This window comes from Bacillus kexueae (assembly GCF_022809095.1).
GTDB lineage: Bacteria > Bacillota > Bacilli > Bacillales > Aeribacillaceae > Bacillus_BZ > Bacillus_BZ kexueae.
The window spans coordinates 1-25,161 of the sequence record NZ_JALAZE010000001.1; the positions used below are offsets into that span (position 1 = coordinate 1).

Sequence of the window (25,161 nt, forward strand, 5' to 3'; positions counted from 1 at the left end):
GACGCGTGAAACTCCCTGTTTAGATGATTATCCGAAATGACATAAGGCTCTTTCTTCCCGTAATAAGGTCGTTTCTTCCGAATCACCGCACAAATTCCCATCTCTCTCATCAACCTTTGTACTCGTTTATGGTTGATATTCAGTTTGTATTTTCTCTTAAGCCAGACTTTAACTCTTCGATACCCGTAAATTCCTTTCAGTTTTTTATGGCACTTCTCGATTTTTATCTTTAACTGCTCGTCTTCTAATTGCTTCTGAGAAGGGTGCTTCTGCCGTTTTACCCACTTGTAATATCCACTTCGAGACACGCCTGCAATCTTACATAATTCTTGAATAGAAATATGGTTACCAGCCATTTCATGAATGATGGCGAACTTCTTGTGAGTTGGTACGGTTTCCATTCCCCCTTTCACATCTTTAAGAGCTTTTTTAGCATCTCTACTTCCGCCTCAAGGCGTTTGATTTTCGTTTCAGGATCTTCTGGACGAGTTCTCGGTCTTCCTTTGCCTGGTCCTTTGGCCTTTCCTCGCTTTTCCTCCAGCCCTTTCATTCCTTCCTGTTCATAGTGTTTCACCCATCGCTGTACCATGGAATGATGAATCCCTAGTTCTTTCGCCACCGTTACATAGCCAATGCCCTCTTTTAAATATAAATCCACAGCTTTCTTTTTAAACTTTACATCATAGGTTTTTCGTATTTTTCCCATAAAAAAATCCCCTCCATAATAGACAGATTAATTCGCTTTCTTTTTTCTGTCTACTATAAGGGGATCATATCAAGGTGAGGTTCGCTTATTTCACGATTTCAATTTTCACTAGTCCGTTCACACTTGCGGTAATGTCAAAGTACGCTTTTATTGCATCACCAACTTGTAACGGTTGTTTAAGTGGTTCATTTAAATTATCTTCTTTAAAGGAAAATTTAAACCCATCTTTCGACTTAGCATAGTAAGTGCCTTCGTTTATTTCTGTAATTTCACAATAATAAACTTTATACTTTTTTTGATCATTTAACGTAACAGTTTCCTGTTCAGGTAGCTTTTCAAGTTTTTCTTTTCCACTCTCTTGGAAAAAACTAAACGTCGGAACACTTTTTCCGAAATACGTTATGGAAAGCAGGAGAGCTAAAATAACTAATAACCCGAGTAAAATTTTCTTTTTTGTTTCAATCGATAACAAGTAATAAGACCTCCTTTGCAACTTTCAATATGTAAAATGAAATGGTAAGTATTTACATAACATTTCGTTGCAATATAATTATAGTATAGTCGTAGATTCAAAATGAGCAAGTCATTTACTTTGCTAGAGAGGAAAATATATGATTACAACTAAATTATTGCTTATCATATTCTTTGTTCTTATGATTCACGCGATTGAAACACTTGCCTATGCGACACGTCTTTCAGGAGCACGTGTAGGACAAGTTGCAACAGCAATCTCGTTATTTAATATTCTCGTAATCTTTTCGCGTTTTGGAATCATGTTCCAACAACCTTTTACTGGGAATTTAGCTGACCAAGTGCAAGACACGAGTGGACTCCTTCTATTAGAAGAACAGTATAGATTAATCTTATTCGCTTCTACTTTTGGAACGATTATCGGGATCATTTTGTTTCCTACCTTTATTTCAATTTTTACGAAATCAATTTTAAAACTTGCTAATGAGCGAGGAGATATTCCACGGTTTTTGCAAAAGCATGCGAAAAAAACGTATGTTAAACGGGGACTAAAACAATTTCATTTTCCGATTTTACAATTTCTTAAATCCTTTCGTCTTCATGCATTTCCAAAAAGGTTGTTCTTATTTAATGTATTAGTTACAGCTATATACACTACCGGGATTTTATCCGCTTTGTACGCTGGGGCACTCGTGCCTGATTATGATAAGACGGCTTCTGTTTCGTCAGGCATTATTAATGGTATTGCGACTATGTTACTTGTTCTCTTTGTTGATCCGAAAATATCAGTATTAGCCGATGATGTTGCTAAAAATAAAGAAAAGTACCCCTTATTAAAGACTGTAACAATTGCTATGGTATTTGCGCGATTGCTAGGAACATTAATCGCTCAATTATTATTAATACCCTTTGCACATTATGTGGCATGGTTTGCAAAAATGATTGATTTATTTTAACTTTTCTTTTTTCTAATAATGCTGTTTTATTTCCATTGTTACTTTTAGTGGTAAATGGCTTAAATACTAAAAGCGTCACCCACTCTATAACCTACAATAATTTTTTTAGTAAAAGCCTATAAAAAAAAGACCTGAGTCATTAATGTCATAAATAAATGACTTTCTGACTCAGCCTCTTATCGTTTCTTTATTTTCGCAAGATTTTCTCCATAGATTTCCCTTTTGCTAATTCATCAATTAGCTTATCTAAATATCGAATTTCCTGCATGATCGGTTCTTCGATGTCCTCTACCCGGACACCACAAACCACCCCTTTAATCAGCTTTCGCAAAGGATTCAGTTGGGGAGCTTCCGAGAAGAAAGTCTCAAAGTTTGTTTGTTTTTCCAACTGTAATTCTAATTCTTTTTGGCTATATCCTGTTAACCAACGAAAAATTTCATCGACCTCTGCTTTCGTACGACCTTTTTTCTCAGCTTTCGTCACGTAATGCGGATATACACTGGCAATACTCATTGAATAGATTCTATGTTTCGTCATCATCACCCGTCCTTTCTGCTTTGCATAATTGGTTTTTATAAAAATTTTCAAAGGCAGATTTATATCTCCCTATGATTCTCGCTACTTTATCATTTTTCTGATTGAGTAATACGAATTAGAATTCAATCCTAATCGAATTATATCCATAAAAATCATCATAAAATCCTTAATTGAATAAGTTTTGATTTCGGAGCTTTCAACGGTTAAAAGGGACATCGGATGACCCGCAATTGATACGAGACAATGTTATGAAAGGCGGATACTCACGCGAAATGATTTATTGGCATTAAAAATTAAGGTTTATCGGCAACATGTTTTTTAGGATGATTTTGTTCTTGTTACAGAAAGTTTTAGTTCAATAAAGTGCAAAAGTATTCTCTTTACCGTTTTTTTGGTGTCTAGCTCCTAGCGCCATCAGCTCGGGTCGCTTCGGCCCTGCTGTGGCCACGGAAGCCTCCTCGCAGGTCCTAAAGCGCCCTTCGCCTAAGGACTTGCGCTTTGCGCTTTTTCTGTGAAAATAAAAATAACCTATGAGCTGAATGAGCGATCATGATAGGTAGATGGTAGAAAGAAAAAACCCCGTGGAGAATAAATTTTCATGTCCGGGGTGTGAGTGTAAAATCATGTATGTTTCTTATTTTCTTACTTTTAAAGACCGGATACGATTGAGGGCTGCGGCAATTTCAAAGATTCTAGGCCTAGCTAAATAACCAGGATGACCTTTGAATGAAGAAAAATACGAGAGTCCTTTTTCTTCAATTGTTCGTTCAATTTTATTAAGGATGTCTTTCAATGAAAGATGTTCAATTTCATGTCGTGAAAAATATTCAAATAATGTCGAAATCATACGGGTTTGGCTCTCGTCAACAAGCTGTTCAACATCAAGTAAAGAAACATCCTCATATCCTAATTGAATATTATTAACACCCCGGGTTTTAATTTTTAGACGACTATTTGCTGTAAAGGTTTGAGGTTGAATATACCTTGAAGTTACAGATCCAAAGGAATCTCCACCTTCATGTAAACGAATAGCTTCCTGTTCAATAATCTCCTTTGCTTCTTTCGTTACGTCATAAACTTTATAGTGATCTAATTTAATAACATGATCCGCTACATGAAAATAATCACCACTTCCTCCCATTACTAAGATGGTCGATACATCCAGTTCATTTTTTAGTTGAGTAATTTTATCAATTAAAGGTGTAATCGGTTCTGAAGTTTTATGAATAAGCGCCTGCATACGTGCATCACGAATCATAAAATTCGTCGCGCTTGTATCCTCATCAATCAACAATACGTTAGAGCCTATTTCAAGCATCTCCATAATGTTGGCTGCTTGTGACGTACTTCCACTGGCATTTTCAGTCGTGAAATGAGTTGTTGACTGTTCGTTTGGTAGACCTTGAATAAATGGAGAAATATCTACTCCTACAACACTTCTTCCATCTTCAGCCCGAATCTTACAAGCTGTTTCATCTGTAAGTACAAATTCTCGTCCGTCCCCTTTTATATGGTTATATACCCCATTTTCTATCGCTTTTAATAAAGTTGATTTACCATGATAGCCTCCCCCAACTATCACAGTGATTCCTTTTGGAATAGCCATCCCTTTAATTGGATTTTCTGAATAAGGAATAGGAATACTAATTTGTAACGAGTCTGGACTTCGGAAGGAAGTAACGGATGTATGTAAAGGCCTGTCGCTTACTCCACTTTCTCGAGGTAAAATCGATCCATTCGCTATAAATGCGATGATGTCTCTCTCTTTCATGAATTTTCTTATGGCCAATTGTTGCTCGCCAAGAATGATGGCATCTTCGTACTGATGTTTAGATAACGAAAGGATAGACTGTTTTACAATGGATGGAATTCGATTGTAGAAGATATCTATCGCTTCTTTTCCAAGTATGGTTCGACCTTTAGCCGGCAAGCTAATGTGTAAACAAATCGTTACCCATTGATCATCCATTGAAATAGCTGTTCGTTCTAATATTTTTTGGGTTGGATGATCGATTGTAATTAAGCCGCTTTTTCCATTTCCTTTCCGTTTCCCTTTGTGCTGTTCAATCTGTTTGTAAACAGTTCGTAAAATAGCGTCTTCACAGCGAATTTTTTGCATTCGTGTCAATGATTCGGGTATTTGTGTTTGCTCTCTTTTTATTAGTACTCGAACTTTTGAAGGTGAAGCATACGGATCCCCTTGAACCGAATCGATTACGATTGAATATAAAGGAAAAGAATACGTCCCTTTTATTTGTTGGTAAGCTTTATATCCTCTACCATCAATTGATTCTAATTTCTTTTTTAACGATTCCACGACGTGTAACACCTCCGAACGATAATTGTGAGTTTAAATTGGACCATAATGAGTAACAATAAATATTAAATTATTACAGGGAATGAAAGGAGGAATACGAATGATTTTATCCATGGCAGAAATGGAAGAAAGTTTTTCCTTGCTTGGACAATCTGAGTTGTTCAATGGATGGAAACACAATATAATCTCTACTGGATTAAGCTTAGAAATAGACGGTGAAGTGTTAAACCAGTGCATTCAACAGTTCGAGTTTCATCCTAATCAATTCCATCAGTTTTTTTATTTATACCATGTGCTAAGTCAATCGGAATTCCGTAAGAAATGGCCGCGCCCCGAATGGTTTTAAGAAAAATTATCTCGTAATGCTTTTTCAATAAGCCCTTTGCAACGGTCTAATTCAACTTTTAGTTGGCGTTTATATTTCTTTGCTTTTTCATAATCAACAAATTCGTAATAAACGACCTCTTGAAATTCTGTCCCCTCTTTTTTTCTTTTCACTTGTTTTAAGATGCCATCATGGATCAAATCATGTAATGCTTTATATAGTTCTGAATGGTTAGGTTTGTAGCCGTACGGCTTAAATTCACTCCGCAATACATCCAATAATTTCAAACCGTACAACCGTTCCTCTTCTGTCATAGTGATTAAATATAACTTTAAAAAAGCACGTTGTTTTAATAAGAAGCCACTTGGGTTTCGTTTCTCGCTCATAAAAACCTCCACTTATTAGTTAACCATAATTATATTATGTTTCTTTACACCTTGGTTACCTTTTCTCTTTTTTATAATCATATCGTAATCTGGGTAGAAAGAAAACTTATTTTACTTGTTTTTCTTTTAGAACATAGTTTAATTAGAGATTTGATTTTGCCTTTTTACAACTCCTAATATTGTTCTTTTAGACCATTGTTAATTTAGATTCGTGTTAATTTATGAACGATATCTTGTCCTATTTTAGACGCAAAAAAAAGCTGCCCCTCTAGCAGCCTAAAAAATTTTTTTTCGATCTCGCTCTTCTTTAAGAATTTCAACCGCTTCACGAAACCGTTGAGAATGGATAATTTCACGTTCCCTTAAAAATCGTAAGCTATCGTTTAAATCAGGATCATCCGACATATCAATAATCCATTGGTAAGTAGCTCTCGCCTTCTCTTCTGCCGCAATGTCTTCGTATAAATCGGCAATTGGATCACCTTTAGCTGCGATATAGCTAGCTGTCCAAGGAACACCTGCTGCATTTTGGTAAAAAAGCGCTCCATCATGATTTGCATAATGTTCCCCTAAACCTGCTTCTTTCATCTGTTCTGGTGTAGCATCTTTCGTTAATTTATAGACCATCGTTGCTATCATTTCAAGATGTGCGAATTCTTCCGTCCCGATATCCGTTAATAGTCCTACTACTTTATCGGGGATTGTATACCTTTGATTTAAATATCGTAATGCAGCTGCTAATTCTCCATCCGCTCCCCCGTATTGTTCGATTAAGTATTTTGCCAGTCTTGGGTTACAGCTACTTACTTTAACGGGGTATTGTAGCTTTTTTTCATATACCCACATCATGTTAAATCTCCCCCTCCCTTAAACTTGCCACGGCCAAGGTCCTTTTCCCCAACTCCAGTTCGCATCGGTGAAGCTATTTCCATATTGAAGCATTGGTCCATATTTTTGTTCGAATGATTGCTTCAATTGTTTGGAATATTGGGCATATTGGTTAAACTGCTGCATTGCTTGATGGTCAGTTGGGTGTGTATCGAGATATAAAGTCAAGTCAACGAGTACGAAATCTGCTGCTTGAATTTCTTCAAGGAGATCGTAATATTCTTGCGGTAGCTTTTTCACTCCTTTCACCTCCCATCTCCTTTATATGGATTGTCATAGTAATCGTAAAAGTAAGGCCATAACGTCCCTTTTTTTAAAGCTTCCTTCGCAGAATATTGCGGCATATTCATCGGCTGAAATCCTAAATATAATTGTGGAGGCGTACTATAATACTTTCGTCCAATTGGTGGACACGGATCGTATTGACTGTAAAAAGGCTTATATGATTTCACTGTTGAATAATTCTTTTGTGGTTCTTGATTCAATCTACTCACCTCTCTTCATATCGCTCTTTTATACTGTTATTCTGTGAAGATTTGTCCTCATTCAACTTTATATAGGAAGAAATAAAAAAACTGCCCTAAATTTGAAGGCAGTCAATATGATGAAAAGTTTTTTGAAGTTTGAAATGTCTCTTTCGTCAATTCTATAAATGCCTTTAAAGGTGGTGAAATCCATTTATCTTTATGCCATGCTAAATGAGTGAAAACAGAAGGAGTATCTAGTTGACACCGAAGTGGTTTAATTAATCCCTGCTCAATTTCTTTATTCAGTGCCATAAGTGGTAATACTGCAATACCAATTCCAGCTATCACACATTGTTTAATCGCTTCAATACTAACGAACTCGTATTTATTTATCGGATAAATATTTTTCGATTGAAGAGATTGCTCAAGTAATGACCGATACGAACAACCCATTTCCGTTAGAAGCAAAGTCTCTTCCTCTAAATCTTCTAGTTTGATGTACGCCTTATCAAATAGTTTGTGAGATTGCCCCGCTACTAAAACAATAGATTCTTCTTTCAATGGAATTTGAATTAAAGACCCTACAGGCTTTTTTACATCCATAATAAATGCTATATCGAGTTCACCATTTACTAGCTGTTCCCTTGCCATTCCATCAGAGTGTGAAGGTTTGAAAATAAGCTTTACATTTGGATAATTTTCTGTAAACTTTTTTAGAATTGGAGGAAGTCGATAGGTACATTGACTTTCTTGTGCACCTATTATTATACTTCCTTGCAAATTTTTCACATGACTTACTGACTCCTTCATTTCTTCTTCGATGCGTATCATCTGTACAGCATACTTTTCTAACCTTCTTCCAGCTTCTGTGAGAACAACTCTTTTTCCTAATCGTTCAAAAAGTGGTGTGCCGATCTCCTCTTCGAGCGTACGAATGTGTGCGGTAACACTGGATTGTGCAAAATTTAAAATTCGAGCTGTTTTTGTGAAATTTAAACATTCACTAGCAACTATAAACGTTTTTAAAAGTTTTAAGTCCATTTTACCCTCCCTAAATCGATTAAACCGATTAATATAATCGAAAATATTCGCTTCTCTAAATTGTAACTTCTATTTACAATTTAACCAACATCAAATTTTTCTAAGGAGAGTAAACATGAATCGATATGCCTTTGCTTTTATCACACTCGGTTTCATTTGGGGAACGAACTTTTTATTTATGAAATGGGCAACACCTTATTTAAATGCAAATCAAATCGTTTTGTTTCGAGTTGTAACGGGATTCATTGCGGTTTTCATTTACGCTATAAGTAAACGGGAAATCAAATTAAATCATGTTAAGTACACCCATCATTTCTTTGTCATGTCTTTACTTGCAACCTACATTTATTACTTTTGCTTTGCAAAAGGCACTGAGTTTCTTCCTTCTGGAATTGCGGGGGCTTTGAGTGGCGCCATTCCTATTTTTTCAGCGTTCCTCTCCGTTCTTTTTCTAAAAAACGAATCTCTTTCTAAAATGAAAGTGCTTGGAATTCTTTTCGGTTTGTTCGGAGTCGTCTTAATAGCAAAACCATGGACAGCTCTCTTAACCTCTTTAAATATGAACGGTGTTGTTTATATGCTTGCTGGTTCTTTTAGTTTAGGCGCTTCTTTTGTCTATGCCAAAAAATTTCTATCAAATGTTTCGATAGCCCCAGCTGCATTAACAACGTATCAACTGTTAATCGCATCTATACTCGCACTAAGTTTTGGCGAGATAAATGGAATCACATCTATAACGAATGATTTTGTCACCTTTATTGGCGTAGTAGTAGGTTTAGGCCTACTCGGAACTGGTATTGCTTATATTTTTTATTACATGATTGTTTCTAAATTAGGAGCAATGATTGCATCAACTGTAACATACATCCCTCCAGTCGTTGCAATGCTCATTGGGTCATTTATGGTAAACGAATCTATTTCGCTTCTCCATTGGAGTGGTATGCTAATGATTCTGATTGGAGTAATTGTAATGAATAATAAATTTTCATCGATAAAATATCTAAGCAATAAAAGAAAAACGTAAAATGTTATCTAATATATCCGTTAGAAAAAACGGATTATGAATGGTTTCCTATTTTACAAAACTGTTGCTTTTTCAGTCATTTTTATAATGAACTCTGAACATTACGCTACGGACACTTGCTTTCCGCCGGGAGCTGTCTAGTTTCTGCTCCTCGGCATGCGTCTGTGGGGTCTCGCCCTTTTCTCTGTATCCCGCGAGTCAAGTCGATCCATTACAAAGGGGGATATACACACTAAAAGCAACAATCCTTTAGAAAAGAGCCTTTTATTTAGATTTTAGGCGTTTTTGTAATTTGTCTCGCCATTCCTTGGCCAATGCTTCATTCTCTAATGCCTTTTTTACTAACGTAACTTGATTTTTCTCATGGAAGTATAATTGATGCATAGCCATGACGGATAAACTGTTTTTAGTTCGATCGATTAATTTAATGGGGTCCCCTTTTTCGATAGTTCCTTCTTTTAATACTCGGAAGAAATAGCCTGTATAACCGGTTTCGACGATTCGCTTTAACAGTTGGGGGAATCCCGTTCTTTTTTCGATTGTAATACATGGAAATCTCCCTTGTGACACTTGGACGATCACTTCTCCAATTTTATAAATGTCCCCAATAAATACATTTTCTTCCGTCATGCCTAAAATTGTGATATTTTCGCCAAATGAGCAGGAAGGTAAAGGGCGATTGTATTCCTTCTCAAAAAATGAATACCGTTCCGCAGAATAAATGCAAATTGCTCGATCAGCCCCACCGTGAAATTGGTGATTCTCTACGTCATCCCCTGCAATTTTTTCTTTTCCTATCTTTATATAGGAGGCTTTCTCTTTTGCAATTCCTGAACGATACTCTTTTCCGTATTGATCTATTAATACTTTCGGTTTCCCATAATATAATGCTTTAATCTCCATTTCTTTCCTCCCTTTCCATGGTGATTTTAACTATATTTTCAACTAGATGACAATCTTATTTCAACTGTTAAATGATAAATACAAAAATATACTATTTGTTGTAATTTTCTGATTTTTATTTTATGATCTAATATGTAATCGCTTTCAACCTTTTCTTCTAATGAGAAGACATCATGAATTCACCTTTAGACTAGTCAAAAAAATTTTTTTTTGGAGGGTGATCTATGAGTCAATTAATGATGAAAACAAATGAAAAGGTTGCAGCATTTTTAAAGGGGAAAAAGAAGCTTTACATTAACGGTGAATTTGTTGAAAGTGCTTCTAACAAAACATTCGACACCCCTAATCCTGCTACGGGAGAGACATTAGCAACGGTTTATGAAGCGGACAAGGTAGATGTTGATCGCGCAGTAAAAGCAGCTCGGGTCGCATTTGAATCTGGTCCGTGGTCTAAAATGAGCGCTTCTGCTCGGGGGCAACTAATGTACAAACTAGCTGAGCTAATGGAGGAGCATAAAGAGGAATTAGCCCAGCTTGAAACATTAGATAACGGAAAACCAATCAAAGAAACGTCACAAGCGGATATCCCTCTTGCGATTGATCATATGAGATATTATGCTGGTTGGGCAACTAAAATTGTTGGTCAAACCATACCAGTCAATGGACAATATTTCAATTATACGAGACATGAGCCAGTCGGAGTTGTTGGTCAAATCATTCCATGGAACTTCCCGTTGCTAATGGCGATGTGGAAGCTTGGAGCTGCTTTAGCAACAGGTTGTACAGTCGTATTAAAGCCAGCTGAACAAACGCCACTTTCTGCTTTATACTTAGCTGAATTAATTGAAAAAGCCGGTTTCCCAAAAGGTGTCGTCAATATCGTGCCTGGATTTGGTGAAACGGCTGGTCAAGCATTGGTTCAGCATCCGGACGTTGACAAAATTGCCTTTACAGGTTCAACGGAAGTAGGAAAGCTCATTATGGAAAGTGCTTCAAAAACATTAAAACGTGTCACACTGGAACTGGGTGGCAAATCACCAAACATTATTTTGCCGGATGCGGATTTAACAAAAGCGATTCCCGGAGCATTAAATGGGGTGATGTTTAATCAAGGTCAAGTCTGTTGTGCGGGTTCTCGTGTATTCATTCAAAAGAAACATTACGATAACGTCGTAGCTGACATGGTATCCCATGCAAAGTCAATCCGACAAGGGTTCGGTCTAGATCCGGATACGGATATGGGACCACTCGTCAGTGAAGAGCAACAAACGAGGGTACTCTCCTATATTGAGAAAGGCTTAGATGAAGGTGCTGAAATTTTAACTGGAGGACAAAAACCGAAAGATGAAGGATACTTTGTTTCTCCAACTATTTTTGCGGCTGTTCAAGACGAAATGACAATTGCCAAAGAAGAAATTTTCGGACCTGTTATTGCGGCGATGCCATATGAAGATTTAGATGATGTAATTGCCCGTGCAAATCAGTCCGAATATGGATTGGCAGCAGGTGTTTGGACAAAAGACGTCGCAAAAGCTCACTATATTGCTAATCATATAAAAGCCGGAACCATTTGGGTAAACTGCTACAACGTATTCGATGCGGCTAGTCCTTTCGGTGGTTACAAACAATCCGGTATCGGTCGTGAAATGGGATCGTATGCTCTTGATAACTATACGGAAGTAAAAAGCGTTTGGATTAACTTGAACTAACCTTCCCAAAACGCTCCTAAATGAAACATTAAGACCTAAAGAATGTAGATAATGAACATTCTTTAGGTCTTTTTTGTTGTCACAGAAAGTTTAAGTTTAATAAAGTGTTAACGTATTCTCTTTACAGTTTTTTTTGGTGTCTAGCTCCAAGCGCCATCGGCTAGGGTCGCTTCGACCCTGCTGTGGCGACGGAAGCCTCCTCTTAGGTCCTCCATCGCCCTTCGCCTAAGGACTTGCGCTTTTCTGTGAAAATAAACATTAACTATGAGCTGAATGAGTGATCATGATAGGTAGATGGTAGAAAGAAAAAAACCGGGGAGAATAAATTTTCATGTCCGGGGTGTGAGTGTAAAATCATGTATGTTTCTTATACCTTCAAAAGCTCTTTTGCTTCTCTCAATATGGAAAATTGCAAAGATAAATACATATACATAGTTTTGGATGCATGATATTTGAGGAGGACTTTATATTGAATGAGAATCGTTATCGAGATGAATTGTTTCAATGGGTTATGTCGTTACGTTCACTTCTAAATGAAGAAGATTTGTCAAACCGAGAAAAAGATATTTCGACGTTGCAATTAGAAATAAATCAATTAGCGTCTCAACTGAAAAACAGCCCTACCATGAAAGACGAAACACTATACAAAAAAGCGATGGAGGTATATAGAAAATTGAGAGTTTTACAAGCCACCCCTGTTCCAATAGGACAACATTCGCTTCCTCCCTTACCTTATTCATACGATGCCCTTGAACCATACATTTCGAAACGAATCATGAAACTTCATCATGACAAACATCATCAAAGTTACGTAGACGGCTTGAATAAAGCGGAGGTCGAATTAAAAAAAGCTAGAGAATCTGGGGACTATTCCCTTATCAAACATTGGGAACGAGAATTAAGTTTTCACGGTGCTGGACATTATTTGCATACGATTTTTTGGCATGTGATGAGCCCAAAAGGTGGAGGAAATCCGAAAGATGCTTTGCGGACTGCCATTGAGACTTCTTTTGGAGATATAAATAAGATGAAAAATCAATTTTCAGAAGCTGCGAATGCTGTGGAAGGCAGTGGCTGGGCTATACTCGGTTGGTCTCCTCGTACTCATCGCCTTGAAATATTGCAAGCTGAGAAACACCAAAACTTAAGTCAATGGGATTTCATTCCCCTCCTCGTCCTGGATGTTTGGGAACACGCCTACTATTTGCAGTATGAAAACAATCGGAGAGAATATATAAACAATTGGTGGAATGTTGTGAATTGGCCTGAAGTTGAAAAGCGTTTTACGGAAGCAAAGAAGGTAAAGTGGTCACCTTATTAAAATCTCAGACAGGGCCACTTTGTTAGGAATTAAAAATGAGTAAGGATGGAGACATCTCCGTGACCTTACTCATTTTTAAACATTAATTAAAGATATTCAATACGCCTAATACATCTAAAAACACAATGATGATTGTAATCGGTGCGATATAACGAATTAAGAAAAACCACACTGCAAATAGAGCATATGGGATTTTTGAACCCATTCGCAATTCATTGAACAATACCTCTTTCGGTATTTTAAACGACACGAACAAAGTAATAAATAATGCGCCTAATGGCATTAAAATATTGCTCACTAAATAGTCTGCTACATCAAAAATGATCCTGTCAAAAATTTGCACATGACTTAAAACCCCGAAGGATAAAGCAGAAGGAATCCCGACGATAAAAATGACTAAACCGATGACAAATGATGCGGACTTCCGTTTCTGCAAGTCTCCTTTTGAAACCGACGCAATGATGATTTCCAACATTGAAAATGCGGAAGTTAAGGTTGCGAATAAGAATAGTAACAAGAAGGCTGACAAAAACAATGTCCCTAACGGCATTTGATTAAACACAGTAGGCAAAACATTGAATAATAAAACAGGTCCTTCACTTGGCTCAAGTCCGAATGCGAACACTGCCGGGAAGATTGCCAACCCAGCTAAAATGGCAACTAAAACATTTAATGAAACAATTGACACTGCCGATTGCGGTAAATTTTCCTTCTTCGGTAAATAAGAGCTATACGTCACCATAACGGAAACCCCTACACTTAACGCAAAAAATGATTGTCCCATCGCAAACAAAATCGTTTCAGATGTTATTTGTGTAAAGTCGGGCTTTAAAAAAAACGTAATTCCTTCCATCGCTCCATCTAACGTTAGAGAACGAATAATTAGCACGATAAAAATGAGGAATAAAAGAGGCATCATCCATTTACTCGCTCTTTCAATCCCGCTCTGTATTCCTTTTGCGACAACAAAAATAACGATTAGTAAAAAGATAAACTGTGCTGAAACAGCTAGGACAGGATCCGATATAGTCTGTCCAAAAAGGGCACCGTATTCTTCCTCGGATAACCCTTTTAATCCTCCCGTAATAGCCTTTATAAAGTAAATGATAATCCATCCACCTACAACGCTGTAAAAGGAAAGTAATATAAAGCATGTAATAATTCCAATTTTTCCTACCCAAGGCCACCAACTATTAGGTGCTATTTGTCGATATGATTCAATCGCATCTTTTTGCGTATGGCGACCAATGATAAATTCGGCCATTAATAACGGTAAACCAATTAATAAAGTAAAGAGAATAAAAATAAGTAAGAAAATTCCCCCACCACTTGTTCCTGCAACGTATGGGAATTTCCATATCGCTCCGAGTCCTATTGCGGAACCCGCTGCAGCTAAAATAAACGCTAGCTTAGATGACCACTGCTCAACTTGTTTCAACTTTCTCACCTCTGTCTAAACTTCTTTGATGAATAGAATAAATAGCTGTTGGATATCCAACAGCTAACGGATGTGAATATTTTATACTTCTTCAAAATATTCTTTGTAAAATCCTGCTACTTCACCTGTGTTGTCTACAACGAAGTAAAATTCTTCCGTTTCATTTTTCACTTCGTAAGTCTTACCTGTTGTAAGGACATTATTCACCATATATTTCTTCGCGTCTGTATGTACACATTTAACAGACTTTATAGTTGGCTTGTCCTTCCAATTCACATGAATCATTTTGAACTACTCCTTCAACCTTTTTTTAAAATTATTTTACATATGTACAACCGATTATACACTATTTAAAGCGTTCTGTTAAAGAAAAATTTTAGCTCTTTTATGCATTAAAGTGATGAGGCGGAAAGAATAAATTTTCCGCCTTCCTTTTACTTCTCTTGCTTATACATCTTGATCAATCTCCATAATTCCCACATTCCAATCAACAGTACAACGGAAATGATCGATAGCGAGTTCATATGAAACCATTGGAGCCATTTCTCACTCAATAATTCCGTCTGAAAAAGTGCCGGATCCCTATACATATTGACTAACAAGTATACTTGAAAAAACGTTAATATCACACTAATGGCTCTTAACCATATAGTGTACTTGTTTAATAGAAGAACAACGATGATTATCACTAAGCTGATAACCCAAGTTGCATTCCAAAACATTAAATAGTCATGAAAACGATTCATATCGATAAAAGAAGAAATAGACGTCGCCATCATCCATTCAGCAAAAGAACGATTAAAGAAAGCTAGGACGAAGATTGTCACTAACAATTCAACGACCATTTCGAAATGTGAAACTACTTCATAATTTTTAGGAGCTCTCGGTAACTTGATTGGGTTCCAGTCTTTACTACTTATCTTAAATTGAATCTCCATCCTCTCAATCAGTAGAAAGATTAAGGTGACAATCCCAAATACGTAAATCCCGCTATGAATAAACTCATATCCCATTTGCACAATCTTTTGTGTCCAAGCAGTAGATGTATTTAAAAAATGTATCATGATAATACTAATAGCCGATGCGACTAATGTTAATTTTAATACGAATAGATAAGTCTCATAGAGTGTAGGTCCGATAATATACGTTGGACGAAAATGGTATTGACGTGCAAATTTATTTGGATCGCCCATTTCAGTTAAAACATAAAGGATTGCCTCTTCTTCCGTTTCCCCTACATTCATGCGTTCATCTACTTTATCTAAAATTAAAGATCGAATTTCTTCTTTAATATCTTCCCTTTGTCCTTTAGGAAGCGATCGACCTACAGCATACACATACCGTTCAATAAAATCCATCTTGTATCCCTCTTCTCCCTTTTATTCATTAGTCGAAAACAAAATGTTCTCAACGACTAAGACTTGTTGTTTCCAGTAACTCGTTAACGCTTGTAAAACTCGCTTCCCCTTTTCACTTATTACATAATACCTACGTGGACGTGAATCGTTTACATCCCAGTCACTTTTTAGCAACTGCTGCTTCTCAAGTCTCCTTAACAATGGGTAAAGTGTATTTTGTTCCACATCCATACCTTTTTTACTTAAATTTTGAATAAGGGAGTAACCGTATTGGGGCTCTTGAAGTTCTGAAAGTACACAAAGGACGATCGTTCCCCTTCTTAACTCTTGCGTTAACTTCTCAATCTGTTCCGCTGCTTCGACATCACTCATGTTTACTCCACCCTTTCTTACTCCATTATACTATGTATGGCACAATATTGTGTATTACCAATTATTTTAATATTTATTTTTAAAATAGTTAACATTCTGCTTCAGACACATACAACAACTCATTCGAACAAAAATAACAATAAAAAAACGTACTAGCATTGATTTGCTAGTACGTTTATACATTATGCTTGAACCATTTTAGTGAAGATGCTTTGGTACGATTGAAATGTATTAAAAAAGGCTTCTTGTGCTTTCTTTTGTTGCTCTGTAACCTCTTCTAGCGCTCTTAAAAACTCATCACGGTGCTTTTTTTGTTGACTTACAATTTCAGTATACGTACTTTCCACTTGAGTTTGTGCTTGAAGCACAGTCTCCATCATTTGTTTATAGGGTGTCATCGACATACTTTGCATTTTTACTCCAACTTCTTCTAACTTATCGATCCAAAGCTGAAATTGATCACTTGGGATTGGCATCATTTGATCCATTTGTTTCAACAAATTGTCCTTCCACTCTTTTGTGATTCCTTCTGCTTCTTGCTCCATTTTTTCCATTTGTTCTTTAACAACTTCTAACATCTCTCTTTGACGTTTCACTGCTTCTAGTGAGCGCGTTTCGAAATCTTGTTGAATTGAGTTTAACACCTTTACATTTGAATACCAGCCATCCCATACGACATCGATCGGACTAACACTTTGTTTTTCAACCTTTTTTGCAACCATCATTATGCCTCCTATATAATTATTTTTAATTTATGATGAAGCAATCTTGGTGCTTATTCTTTTGGTTTTTTCTCGTTATTCGTTGATGTCGTAAACATTGAAGTGTACATTTGGAAAAATTGATCAAGCATATTTTGATAATTTTCAAGGGATGTAGCCCACAAATCCAAATAATCCAATCCTGCATCCGTTATCGAGTAAACTCGTTTGGCCGGTCCCCCATCTGAAGTATCCCATGATGAGGTGACTAACTCTTCCTTTTCAAGTTGCCGTAATATACGGTACAGATTTCCTTGATCAATTGTTTGAAAACCAAAATGGCTTAACCTTTGCATTAAATCATAGCCGTGAGTACTCCAATTTCGTAATAGCAGTAAAAGAACTGGAATAACAAAGTTTTTCTGAGATGTTGTGATTTTGTTTTTTAGTGCATCTTCATTTCGATTTGTACTCATTGTCTATCACCTTAATTATTTGCTTATATGTGTAATTTACACCTATATGTTCAAAATGTCAAATGTTGTTTTCTTTTCCACACATAGTTACGTTAACTTAATTCGACAATTCCTTACAATTCCCAAGCAATACGCACCCGATATTTGTCGGATATTTGTAGAAATAAGGGAAATTTTTAGAATTTTTTTACGTTCATAGGCATGTTACTTATATTATCCTAATGTTGTAAGGGTTTACTATGGAGAAATATTACGAATAAAAGGGGTTGAAATGGATGTCACAACAGTCGACATTTGATCCATTTACGATGTGGAAATCTTTTTATGACAAAATGGAAGGCAACTGGAGTGAAGTTCTGCAAGAGTCCATGAAAAAAGAATCTTTCGCTGAGTGGATGGGTCAATCTTTAAACACATTTTTACTTTATCAAGATTTTATTCAAAAAACGACAGAAAGTTATTTGAAGCAAATGAATATGCCAACTCGCGATGAAGTATCAAACGTTGCTTCCCTCGTTATCTCTTTAGAAGATAAAGTGGAACAACTCGATGATAAAGTAGAAGATTTTATCAACGATAAACAGCTTTCAAGTGAAATTACACGGTTAAAATCGAATGTTTCAAAATTGGATAAAAAATTAGATCAGCTTATCACCTTACTAGAATCTAGCACAACGAAAAAAGAAGCGGTTAAATCCGACAAATAATTTGAAATTTCTATAACAGGGGTGTTATTCATGAGTTTAGTAGAAACGAATGTACTTAAAGATGGTTCGAAAAAATTAGCCGGAAAAATCGCAATTGTTACAGGTGGTTCTAGAGGAATTGGTGCAGAAATCGCAAAAACGCTCGCTAGTCATGGTGCAGTTGTTGTCATTAACTACAACAACAGTCCTGACGCAGCTGAAAACGTTGTGCAAGATATCGCAAATGAAGGCGGAAAAGCTGTTACATGTAAAGCGAACGTATCGAATTTGGACGAAGCAAAGTCACTTATTGCTTTCACGAAAGAGCGATTCGGTAAGATTGATATTTTAGTTAACAATGCTGGTATTACACGTGACCGTACGTTCAAAAAAATGTCTGAAGAGGATTGGAAAGCTGTCATTGATGTAAATTTAAACAGCGTATACCATATGACCTCTTCCGTTATTAATGAAATGCTGGATCAAAAGTACGGTCGAATCATTAACATTAGCTCGATTATTGGCCAAGCAGGTGGATTTGGTCAAACAAATTACAGTGCTGCGAAAGCAGGAATGATTGGTTTTACAAAGTCGCTTGCATTAGAAACAGCTCGCAAAGGCATTACAGTAAATGCAATCTGCCCTGGATTTATTGAAACGGAAATGGTTGCAGCTATGCCGGATGAAGTGTTACAAAAAACAGTTAATAAAATACCAGTTGGTCGCTTAGGTCAACCACAGGAAATTGCTGAAGCTGTTTTATTCCTTGCTGAAAGTGAATATATTACAGGTCAATGTTTAAACGTTAACGGTGGCTTATATATGTAATAACATCCTTATATTTTTAATAGGATAGGAGTCTTTCAAATGGAAGGCTCCTTCCCTTGTCATAAAAAGGAGGAAAAATATGAATCATTCATTATTTCATAGTGAAACTGAAAATTGGGTTCCAGAAGCTATCGAGAAAGATTTCCGTCGATTAAAACGAGTAACAGACGTTCTAACTACACAACCTGAACCTCAAGTTGGTCAAACACCGAAAGAACTTATTTGGACGAAAAATAAAGCGAAGCTATACCGTTATCAACCTGCCAAAGAAAAAGCGTATAAAGTGCCGATTTTGATGATTTATGCATTAATTAATAAACCGTACGTACTTGATTTGACACCTGGAAGTAGTTTAATTGAATATTTAACGGATCGTGGCCATGATGTTTATTTGCTTGATTGGGGAACCCCAGGCTATGAGGATCAGCATATGAAGCTTGATGATTATATTATGGATTACATTCCGAAAGCATTTAAAAAAGTACTTCGTCATTCGAAAGCTGACGAAATTACACTCTTCGGATATTGTATGGGTGGAACAATGACTTCTATCTTTGCCGCTTTAAATCCGCAACTACCGATTCGTAATATCGTGTTTTTAACGAGTCCATTTGATTTTTCAGATGCTGGTTTGTTTTCAAATTGGCTAGATGAACGTTATTTTAATATCGATAAAATGGTAGATACGTTAGGAATTATTCCACCTGAAATGATTGATTTAGGAAACAAGATGTTAAAGCCGATCGTAAACTTCTTCGGTCCATATGTCACACTTGCTGATCGCATAGAAAACGAAAAGTTTGTGAAAAACTGGTCGTTAATGCAAAAGTGGGTGAATGATGGTGTGCCATTCCCTGGTGAAGCGTTCCGACAATGGATACGCGAGTTTTATCAACATAATAAATTAATTCATGATGAATTATCCATTCGTGGCTATAAAGTCGAGCTTCAAAACATTAAGGCTAACATTTTAAATATTGCGGCTGATCGTGACCATATTGCTACACCTAGCCAAGTCGAACCATTAATGAACAAAGTATCTAGTAAAGATAAGACCTTCCAATTAATGAAAGCCGGTCACGTCTCTGTCATTGTGGGAGGTACTGCTGTTAAAGTGACCTACCCTGCCATTGACGAATGGTTAAAAGAGCGTTCGAAATAACGAAATGAGGACTGTTTAATAAGTCAGCAAGTGGTGAATAATGATTACTTTTTCACCACTTGCTTTTGTATTTTTTAGTTATATTTTTGAAAGAGATCACAGAAGTGATGAGAAGAATGTTGTTTCCTTACGTACCCGACTGATACTAAAGCAAATTTCAATTTCATTTTGAAGAAAATACTTTACTGTTTTATCTGATTCTACTTTTCCTATAAACAGAATAATAAGAAACATACATGATTTTACACTCACACCCCGGACATGAAAATTTATTCTCCCCGGGGTTTTTTCTTTCTACCATCTACCTATCATGATCGATCATTCAGCTCATAGGTAATTTTTATTTTCACAGAAAAGCGCAAGTCCTTAGGCGAAAGGCGCTGGAGGACCTGCGAGGAGGTTTTCGTCGCCACAGCAGGGCCGAATCGACCTGAGCTGATGGCGCTTGGAGCTAGACACCAAAAAACAGTAAAGAGAATACTTTAACACTTTATTGAACTTAAACTTTCTGTAACAAGTAAAAAGGAGCTGTGTAAAAAACACAGCTCCTCTTCGTTTTAGCCTTCTAATAATAATTGTTCTGGATCTTCTAGTAACTCTTTAATTGTCGCAAGGAAGCTCACTGCTTCTTTTCCATCTATAATTCGATGGTCATATGATAGTGCAATATACATCATTGGACGGTTTTCCATTCTTTCTTCATCAATTGCAACTGGACGCAACTGAATTTTGTGCATTCCTAAAATTCCAACTTGTGGTCCATTTAAAATCGGTGTAGAAAGAAGTGATCCAAATACTCCACCGTTTGTAATAGTGAATGTACCACCTTGTAGTTCTTTCAATGTTAATTTATTATCACGTGCTTTTTTAGCAAGGTTCAAAATTTCACGTTCAATTTGAGCAAATGTTAAGCGGTCTGCTTCACGCACAACCGGTACGACTAAGCCGTCATCTGTAGATACGGCAACACCGATATCATAGTATTTTTTAAGAACAATTTCGTCACCTTGAATTTCCGCATTTAATAACGGGAACTTCTTTAAAGCCGCCACAACCGCTTTTGTAAAGAAGGACATGAATCCTAGACGAACGTCGTGTTGTTCAAAGAACTGATCTTTGCGACGCTTACGTAAATTCATTACAGCTGTCATATCAATTTCGTTAAATGTCGTTAACATTGCCGCTGTATGTTGTACTTCCACTAAACGCTTTGCAATTGTTTGACGGCGTCTTGTCATACGAACACGTTCTACTGGTTTTGTGTCATCCGAATTTGTTTGAACAACTGCTTGTCTAGGAGCAGGTGTTACTGCTTGCTGCACAGCTTGTGTTGGCTGTGGTTGTTCATACGATTCAATATCTTGAACTCGTACACGCCCTAATGGATCTTGGGTTGGTACTTCTGCTAAATTAATTCCTTTTTCACGCGCTAATTTCCGAGCTGCAGGTGATGCAATTGGTCTGTTTTTGACTTCTTGTTTCTCTTCAGTTGTTTGATTTGCTGGCTCACTCACAACTTCTTGACTTTCATTCTTTTCTTTAGCAGTAGGTGTGTTCGATTGACCACTTTCATCAATTACACCGATGACTTCACCTACTTGAACAGTGTCGCCCTCACCTTTATGAACTTCCGCTAAAATTCCTTCATGTTCAGCTGTTATTTCGACATTTACTTTGTCTGTTTCAAGTTCTAAAATATATTCGCCCTTTTCTACTTTATCTCCAGGCTTTTTTAGCCAACTTGAAATTGTACCTTCAAAAATAGATTCTGCAAGCTCAGGAACTTTAATTTCCGCCATGATCAAAAATCCCCCTTGTTTAATTCCGTGTTAGCGCTTTAGTTGTTAATGCTTCTGTTAGAATTCGGTTTTGTTCTTTTTTATGAACATTTGGATCTCCTTCAGCTGGAGACGAACGTCTTTCTCTTCCGATGTATTTTACATCGACTCCCTTAGGTGCCATTTCTCTTAATTGTGGGTCCATAAAAATCCAAGCACCCATATTTTTCGGTTCCTCTTGTACCCAAACAATTTCTTCTAAGTTCGGGAAACGACTGAACAATCGCTCAAGTCCTTTTTTCGGGAATGGATATAATTGCTCGACTCGTGCAATGTGAAGCCAGTCTAGTGATGATTCTTTCGCAACTCGATCCGCTAAGTCAATCGCAATTTTGCCCGTACATAATACAAGTCTCTTCACTTCTTCAGGCTTCTCGCCTAACCCGTTCTGCTCCACAATCAATTCAAATGAACCATTTACAAGCTCTTGAACATCTGATACGGTATGTGGATTTCGCAATAAGCTTTTCGGAGTCATGATGATTAAAGGTCTTACTTCCTCACGTGTTAGCACAGCTGCTTGTCGGCGTAAAATGTGGAAGTATTGCGCTGCGCTCGTTACATTCGCTACCGTCCAGTTATTCTCAGCTGCTAGCTGTAAATATCGCTCCAAACGGCCACTTGAATGCTCTGGCCCTTGCCCTTCAAATCCATGTGGTAATAGCATTACGAGTCCAGATTTTTGTCCCCACTTCGCGCGTCCTGCCGAAATAAATTGATCAAACATTACTTGCGCTACGTTTGCGAAGTCGCCAAATTGCGCTTCCCATAGTACTAATGTTTCAGGAGAAAAGACGTTATAGCCGTATTCAAATCCTAAAACGGATACTTCTGATAACGGTGAATTATGAATCGCAAATGACGCGTTCGCATCTCTCATTTCATGTAATGGAGAATATAATGCACCTGTTTCTGTATCATGCAATACAAGATGACGATGAGCAAACGTTCCACGCTCTGAGTCTTGTCCAGTAAGACGAATCGGCGTTCCATCTTTTAAAATCGTTGCAAAGGCAAACGCTTCTGCTAATGACCAATCAACTTTACGCTCAGAATCATATACTTTTGAACGACGTTCTAAAATTCGTTGAAGCTTTTTAAATGCATTAAATCCATCCGGCAGCTTAATTAAATCTTCATTTACTTGATTTAAAATCTCTTCTTCTACACCGGTCTGTAATTTTGGTAGTCCACAACTTACTGTTTCAGGAACGTGAATATCCTCAACTACATCACTTTTCTTAGGTACTTTTTCATAAGCTTCCTTGAGCTTACTTTCGATTTCTTCTTGCATTTCTTTGACGGCATCAGCAGTCGTAACGTTTGAAGCGACTAATTGATCCGCATAAATTTTTCGGATAGTGTCATGCTTTTGAATCTTTCCATATAATAATGGATTCGTTGCCAATGGCTCATCCATTTCATTATGTCCGTAACGACGGTATCCAATTAAATCGATTAAGAAATCTTTATGAAACTTTTGGCGATATAAATGCGCAATATAGATCGCAGCTAAGCATGCTTCCGGATCGTCTGCATTTACATGGATAATTGGGATTTCAAACCCTTTCGCTAAGTCACTCGCGTATTTCGTTGATCTTGAATCTCTGCTTTCAGTCGTGAAACCAATCATATTATTAGCGATAATATGGATCGTTCCACCTGTTTTGTAGCCCGTTAATTGACTTAGATTCAACGTTTCGGCGACTACACCTTCACCTGGAAATGCAGCATCCCCGTGAATGAGTACGGCCATTGATTTCTTTTCATCTTGAACAGGATATCCTTTCTTCGAACGATCGTCTTGCGCCGCTCTCGTATATCCTTCTACAATCGGATCAATAAATTCTAAATGGCTCGGATTATTCGCTAACGTTAAACGAGCACGAACCGTATTTTCTTCTTTAATCTGCTTATCTGCACCTAAATGATATTTTACGTCTCCGCTCCAGCCGTAGTTGATGCCAATAGAACCTTCTGAAGGAACGAGCTCTTTATTTGGAGCATGTTGGAATTCTGAGAAAATTAATTCATAAGGCTTTCCAAGGACATGAGCGAGCACACTTAAGCGTCCACGGTGAGCCATACCAATATTAATATTATTCGTTCCATGTTGAACCGCTTCTTGAATTAATTCATCTAACATCGGAACGAGCATGTCGAGTCCTTCAATAGAAAAGCGCTTTTGTCCAACAAATGTACGGTGTAAGAAACTTTCAAATCCTTCAACTTCTGAAAGTCGCTTTAATAAGGAAAGACGTTTTTCATCGGATAGATCTCGGAAGATTTGTCCTGATTCCACCATTTCATTTAACCACTGTTTTTCTTCAATTTCATGAACGTGCTGAAATTCAAAAGCAATGGTTTTCGTATACACTTCTTTTAAATATTCAATCGCCTGAACCCCGTTTTTAACATGGTCAGGAGCATTTGGACATAATATCTTTGCTGGAATTTCGATTAAATCTTCCATAGAAAGTCCATATCGATATAAATCAACGACATCCCGATATTCTGGCTTAATACCCATCGGATAAATAGAAGCATTCAAATGACCATATGTACGGATATCTTCTGCAAGTTTAACCGCAGATGCGACTTTTTGTAGTTTTTGAATACTGTACGTCATTTGTTCTGCTTGGGAAATCGTTGTCCCCTCTTCGTTTGAAACTTGTGGAGCCCCCCAAGCATCAAACATCCCGCGAAGTTCTTCATCAATCGAACTTGGGTCTTGTAAATACTGTTCATAAAGTTCCATGACATATCCTAAATTCGGACCGTGAAAATGTTGCCATGGATGGACGCGACTACCTGATTGTTGTTCCATCTCGCAAAAACCCCCAATGATCTCTTAATCATTAGAATCATGTATTAATTCTGAAAAGTTAAAATTTAATTCACGTTTATACTACTCAATGCATCAACTGAATAATTGTAAAATGATAGTAGTATAAAACGCTTCCAAATGTATTTTAACACTATTTACCTTCATACTCCAATAAAAATTACTTAAAAATTAACATTTGCACGAAAGAATTTTATGTTTTGTACCGCGGACTGAATTTTTGTTCTTTTTAACAGAATAATAATCCGTCATAAACGTCCATTTCATAACAAATCACATATACTTTTTCGTAAAATTACTTATATACAAGAAACAAAACGATTAGTATGTTTCTAACTAAATAATATTAATGTAGCTAAAATCATTTATTAGGCTGTTTTCATATATATAGTTAGTTTTACAAGG

General features: G+C 36.9%; 27 protein-coding genes. 8 read left to right on the plus strand and 19 right to left on the minus strand.

Annotated features, from left to right (window positions below; all coding sequences use genetic code 11):
* From ML543_RS00005 to ML543_RS00015, 3 genes are all read right to left on the minus strand, one after another.
* On the minus strand, positions 1 to 401 hold a 401-nt coding region (locus ML543_RS00005; RefSeq protein ID WP_243385063.1), incomplete at its 3' end, for an IS3 family transposase.
* 8 nt (positions 402 to 409) lie between these two features.
* Positions 410 to 706 (minus strand): transposase, encoded by a 297-nt coding sequence (locus ML543_RS00010; RefSeq protein WP_243385064.1) that lies wholly within the window; start codon positions 704 to 706, stop codon positions 410 to 412.
* Positions 707 to 791: 85 nt separating this feature from the next.
* Positions 792 to 1,178: a hypothetical protein gene (locus tag ML543_RS00015; protein WP_243385065.1), complete on the minus strand. Its 387-nt coding sequence runs from the start codon at positions 1,176 to 1,178 to the stop codon at positions 792 to 794.
* A 139-nt stretch (positions 1,179 to 1,317) separates the two neighbouring features.
* On the opposite strand from ML543_RS00015, the gene ML543_RS00020 reads away from it, so the two are divergent.
* Entirely contained in the window at positions 1,318 to 2,133 is an 816-nt protein-coding gene (locus ML543_RS00020) for a lipid II flippase Amj family protein (RefSeq protein ID WP_243385067.1), read from the plus strand.
* A gap of 187 nt (positions 2,134 to 2,320) precedes the next feature.
* On the opposite strand, the gene ML543_RS00025 is transcribed toward ML543_RS00020, so the two are convergent.
* Both ML543_RS00025 and ML543_RS00030 read right to left on the minus strand, forming a co-directional pair.
* A complete protein-coding gene (locus ML543_RS00025) occupies positions 2,321 to 2,671 on the minus strand; it encodes a DUF2200 domain-containing protein (RefSeq protein WP_243385886.1) in 351 nt (116 codons plus the stop codon).
* A gap of 634 nt (positions 2,672 to 3,305) precedes the next feature.
* On the minus strand, positions 3,306 to 4,988 hold the full coding sequence (locus ML543_RS00030) for an ABC-ATPase domain-containing protein (RefSeq protein ID WP_243385069.1): 1,683 nt from the start codon (positions 4,986 to 4,988) through the stop codon (positions 3,306 to 3,308).
* 100 nt (positions 4,989 to 5,088) lie between these two features.
* Between ML543_RS00030 and ML543_RS00035 the strand changes: the two genes are divergently transcribed.
* Positions 5,089 to 5,334: a hypothetical protein gene (locus ML543_RS00035; protein ID WP_243385070.1), complete on the plus strand. Its 246-nt coding sequence runs from the start codon at positions 5,089 to 5,091 to the stop codon at positions 5,332 to 5,334.
* On the opposite strand, the gene ML543_RS00040 is transcribed toward ML543_RS00035, so the two are convergent.
* From ML543_RS00040 to ML543_RS00060, 5 genes are all read right to left on the minus strand, one after another.
* Positions 5,331 to 5,699: a replication termination protein gene (locus ML543_RS00040; RefSeq protein ID WP_243385072.1), complete on the minus strand. Its 369-nt coding sequence runs from the start codon at positions 5,697 to 5,699 to the stop codon at positions 5,331 to 5,333. The two genes, ML543_RS00035 and ML543_RS00040, sit on opposite strands and share 4 nt — an antisense overlap.
* A gap of 276 nt (positions 5,700 to 5,975) precedes the next feature.
* Entirely contained in the window at positions 5,976 to 6,545 is a 570-nt protein-coding gene (gene cotJC / locus ML543_RS00045) for a spore coat protein CotJC (protein ID WP_243385887.1), read from the minus strand.
* 21 nt (positions 6,546 to 6,566) lie between these two features.
* Positions 6,567 to 6,827 carry a spore coat protein CotJB gene (locus ML543_RS00050; RefSeq protein WP_243385074.1) on the minus strand — a complete coding sequence of 87 codons (261 nt, stop codon included), beginning with the start codon at positions 6,825 to 6,827 and terminating at the stop codon, positions 6,567 to 6,569.
* A 5-nt stretch (positions 6,828 to 6,832) separates the two neighbouring features.
* Entirely contained in the window at positions 6,833 to 7,039 is a 207-nt protein-coding gene (locus tag ML543_RS00055) for a spore coat associated protein CotJA (protein ID WP_419095328.1), read from the minus strand.
* Positions 7,040 to 7,183: 144 nt separating this feature from the next.
* The gene (locus ML543_RS00060) at positions 7,184 to 8,095 is read right to left on the minus strand and encodes a LysR family transcriptional regulator (protein ID WP_243385077.1); all 912 of its coding nucleotides are present in this window, start codon (positions 8,093 to 8,095) and stop codon (positions 7,184 to 7,186) included.
* A gap of 115 nt (positions 8,096 to 8,210) precedes the next feature.
* Between ML543_RS00060 and ML543_RS00065 the strand changes: the two genes are divergently transcribed.
* A complete protein-coding gene (locus ML543_RS00065) occupies positions 8,211 to 9,119 on the plus strand; it encodes a DMT family transporter (protein WP_243385078.1) in 909 nt (302 codons plus the stop codon).
* A gap of 264 nt (positions 9,120 to 9,383) precedes the next feature.
* Here ML543_RS00065 and ML543_RS00070 read toward each other — a convergent pair whose 3' ends face one another.
* Positions 9,384 to 10,022 carry an MOSC domain-containing protein gene (locus tag ML543_RS00070; protein WP_243385080.1) on the minus strand — a complete coding sequence of 213 codons (639 nt, stop codon included), beginning with the start codon at positions 10,020 to 10,022 and terminating at the stop codon, positions 9,384 to 9,386.
* A gap of 224 nt (positions 10,023 to 10,246) precedes the next feature.
* Here ML543_RS00070 and ML543_RS00075 point away from each other — a divergent pair, with 224 nt between their 5' ends.
* Together ML543_RS00075 and ML543_RS00080 are read left to right on the plus strand one after the other, a co-directional pair.
* Positions 10,247 to 11,731, plus strand: coding sequence for an aldehyde dehydrogenase family protein (locus ML543_RS00075; protein ID WP_243385081.1), 1,485 nt, complete (start codon positions 10,247 to 10,249; stop codon positions 11,729 to 11,731).
* Between the two features lie 466 nt (positions 11,732 to 12,197).
* Entirely contained in the window at positions 12,198 to 13,052 is an 855-nt protein-coding gene (locus tag ML543_RS00080) for a superoxide dismutase (protein WP_419095329.1), read from the plus strand.
* A gap of 82 nt (positions 13,053 to 13,134) precedes the next feature.
* Here the strand turns inward: ML543_RS00080 and ML543_RS00085 are convergent, their stop codons facing one another.
* The 6 genes from ML543_RS00085 to phaQ form a co-directional block, all read right to left on the minus strand.
* Positions 13,135 to 14,490 carry a sodium-dependent transporter gene (locus tag ML543_RS00085; RefSeq protein ID WP_243385083.1) on the minus strand — a complete coding sequence of 452 codons (1,356 nt, stop codon included), beginning with the start codon at positions 14,488 to 14,490 and terminating at the stop codon, positions 13,135 to 13,137.
* A gap of 81 nt (positions 14,491 to 14,571) precedes the next feature.
* Positions 14,572 to 14,775: a DUF6501 family protein gene (locus tag ML543_RS00090; protein ID WP_243385085.1), complete on the minus strand. Its 204-nt coding sequence runs from the start codon at positions 14,773 to 14,775 to the stop codon at positions 14,572 to 14,574.
* A gap of 149 nt (positions 14,776 to 14,924) precedes the next feature.
* Positions 14,925 to 15,848, minus strand: coding sequence for a permease prefix domain 1-containing protein (locus tag ML543_RS00095; RefSeq protein ID WP_243385086.1), 924 nt, complete (start codon positions 15,846 to 15,848; stop codon positions 14,925 to 14,927).
* A 21-nt stretch (positions 15,849 to 15,869) separates the two neighbouring features.
* Complete coding sequence (locus ML543_RS00100) at positions 15,870 to 16,220, minus strand: PadR family transcriptional regulator (RefSeq protein ID WP_243385088.1); 351 nt, start codon at positions 16,218 to 16,220, stop codon at positions 15,870 to 15,872.
* Between the two features lie 182 nt (positions 16,221 to 16,402).
* The gene (locus tag ML543_RS00105) at positions 16,403 to 16,945 is read right to left on the minus strand and encodes a hypothetical protein (protein WP_243385089.1); all 543 of its coding nucleotides are present in this window, start codon (positions 16,943 to 16,945) and stop codon (positions 16,403 to 16,405) included.
* Between the two features lie 50 nt (positions 16,946 to 16,995).
* Positions 16,996 to 17,397 (minus strand): poly-beta-hydroxybutyrate-responsive repressor, encoded by a 402-nt coding sequence (gene phaQ / locus ML543_RS00110; protein WP_243385090.1) that lies wholly within the window; start codon positions 17,395 to 17,397, stop codon positions 16,996 to 16,998.
* Between the two features lie 275 nt (positions 17,398 to 17,672).
* Between phaQ and ML543_RS00115 the strand changes: the two genes are divergently transcribed.
* The 3 genes from ML543_RS00115 to phaC all read left to right on the plus strand — a co-directional run bounded on the left by ML543_RS00115 (position 17,673) and on the right by phaC (position 20,073).
* Positions 17,673 to 18,104, plus strand: a complete 432-nt coding sequence (locus tag ML543_RS00115; RefSeq protein ID WP_243385092.1) for a poly(R)-hydroxyalkanoic acid synthase subunit PhaE — start codon at positions 17,673 to 17,675, stop codon at positions 18,102 to 18,104.
* Positions 18,105 to 18,134: 30 nt separating this feature from the next.
* Positions 18,135 to 18,911: a 3-oxoacyl-[acyl-carrier-protein] reductase gene (gene fabG, locus ML543_RS00120; protein WP_243385093.1), complete on the plus strand. Its 777-nt coding sequence runs from the start codon at positions 18,135 to 18,137 to the stop codon at positions 18,909 to 18,911.
* A gap of 79 nt (positions 18,912 to 18,990) precedes the next feature.
* Positions 18,991 to 20,073: a class III poly(R)-hydroxyalkanoic acid synthase subunit PhaC gene (gene phaC, locus ML543_RS00125; protein WP_243385095.1), complete on the plus strand. Its 1,083-nt coding sequence runs from the start codon at positions 18,991 to 18,993 to the stop codon at positions 20,071 to 20,073.
* 557 nt (positions 20,074 to 20,630) lie between these two features.
* Here the strand turns inward: phaC and odhB are convergent.
* Together odhB and sucA are read right to left on the minus strand one after the other, a co-directional pair.
* Complete coding sequence (odhB, locus tag ML543_RS00130) at positions 20,631 to 21,872, minus strand: 2-oxoglutarate dehydrogenase complex dihydrolipoyllysine-residue succinyltransferase (RefSeq protein ID WP_243385097.1); 1,242 nt, start codon at positions 21,870 to 21,872, stop codon at positions 20,631 to 20,633.
* 19 nt (positions 21,873 to 21,891) lie between these two features.
* Positions 21,892 to 24,738, minus strand: a complete 2,847-nt coding sequence (sucA, locus tag ML543_RS00135; RefSeq protein ID WP_243385098.1) for a 2-oxoglutarate dehydrogenase E1 component — start codon at positions 24,736 to 24,738, stop codon at positions 21,892 to 21,894.
* Positions 24,739 to 25,161: the final 423 nt, after the last annotated feature.

Bases quoted from the DNA above. Each gene is read 5' to 3' on its own strand.
- ML543_RS00105 (WP_243385089.1), bottom strand. From the start codon at position 16,945: ATGATGGTTGCAAAAAAGGTTGAAAAACAAAGTGTTAGTCCGATCGAT.
- ML543_RS00115 (WP_243385092.1), top strand. From the start codon at position 17,673: ATGTCACAACAGTCGACATTTGATCCATTTACGATGTGGAAATCTTTT.
- phaC (WP_243385095.1), top strand. From the start codon at position 18,991: ATGAATCATTCATTATTTCATAGTGAAACTGAAAATTGGGTTCCAGAA.
- ML543_RS00100 (WP_243385088.1), bottom strand. From the start codon at position 16,220: ATGAGTGATGTCGAAGCAGCGGAACAGATTGAGAAGTTAACGCAAGAG.
- ML543_RS00095 (WP_243385086.1), bottom strand. From the start codon at position 15,848: ATGGATTTTATTGAACGGTATGTGTATGCTGTAGGTCGATCGCTTCCT.
- ML543_RS00035 (WP_243385070.1), top strand. From the start codon at position 5,089: ATGATTTTATCCATGGCAGAAATGGAAGAAAGTTTTTCCTTGCTTGGA.
- ML543_RS00025 (WP_243385886.1), bottom strand. From the start codon at position 2,671: ATGACGAAACATAGAATCTATTCAATGAGTATTGCCAGTGTATATCCG.
- ML543_RS00010 (WP_243385064.1), bottom strand. From the start codon at position 706: ATGGGAAAAATACGAAAAACCTATGATGTAAAGTTTAAAAAGAAAGCT.
- sucA (WP_243385098.1), bottom strand. From the start codon at position 24,738: ATGGAACAACAATCAGGTAGTCGCGTCCATCCATGGCAACATTTTCAC.
- ML543_RS00070 (WP_243385080.1), bottom strand. From the start codon at position 10,022: ATGGAGATTAAAGCATTATATTATGGGAAACCGAAAGTATTAATAGAT.
- cotJC (WP_243385887.1), bottom strand. From the start codon at position 6,545: ATGTGGGTATATGAAAAAAAGCTACAATACCCCGTTAAAGTAAGTAGC.
- ML543_RS00060 (WP_243385077.1), bottom strand. From the start codon at position 8,095: ATGGACTTAAAACTTTTAAAAACGTTTATAGTTGCTAGTGAATGTTTA.
- ML543_RS00065 (WP_243385078.1), top strand. From the start codon at position 8,211: ATGAATCGATATGCCTTTGCTTTTATCACACTCGGTTTCATTTGGGGA.
- ML543_RS00090 (WP_243385085.1), bottom strand. From the start codon at position 14,775: ATGATTCATGTGAATTGGAAGGACAAGCCAACTATAAAGTCTGTTAAA.
- phaQ (WP_243385090.1), bottom strand. From the start codon at position 17,397: ATGAGTACAAATCGAAATGAAGATGCACTAAAAAACAAAATCACAACA.
- fabG (WP_243385093.1), top strand. From the start codon at position 18,135: ATGAGTTTAGTAGAAACGAATGTACTTAAAGATGGTTCGAAAAAATTA.
- odhB (WP_243385097.1), bottom strand. From the start codon at position 21,872: ATGGCGGAAATTAAAGTTCCTGAGCTTGCAGAATCTATTTTTGAAGGT.
- ML543_RS00040 (WP_243385072.1), bottom strand. From the start codon at position 5,699: ATGAGCGAGAAACGAAACCCAAGTGGCTTCTTATTAAAACAACGTGCT.
- ML543_RS00075 (WP_243385081.1), top strand. From the start codon at position 10,247: ATGAGTCAATTAATGATGAAAACAAATGAAAAGGTTGCAGCATTTTTA.
- ML543_RS00020 (WP_243385067.1), top strand. From the start codon at position 1,318: ATGATTACAACTAAATTATTGCTTATCATATTCTTTGTTCTTATGATT.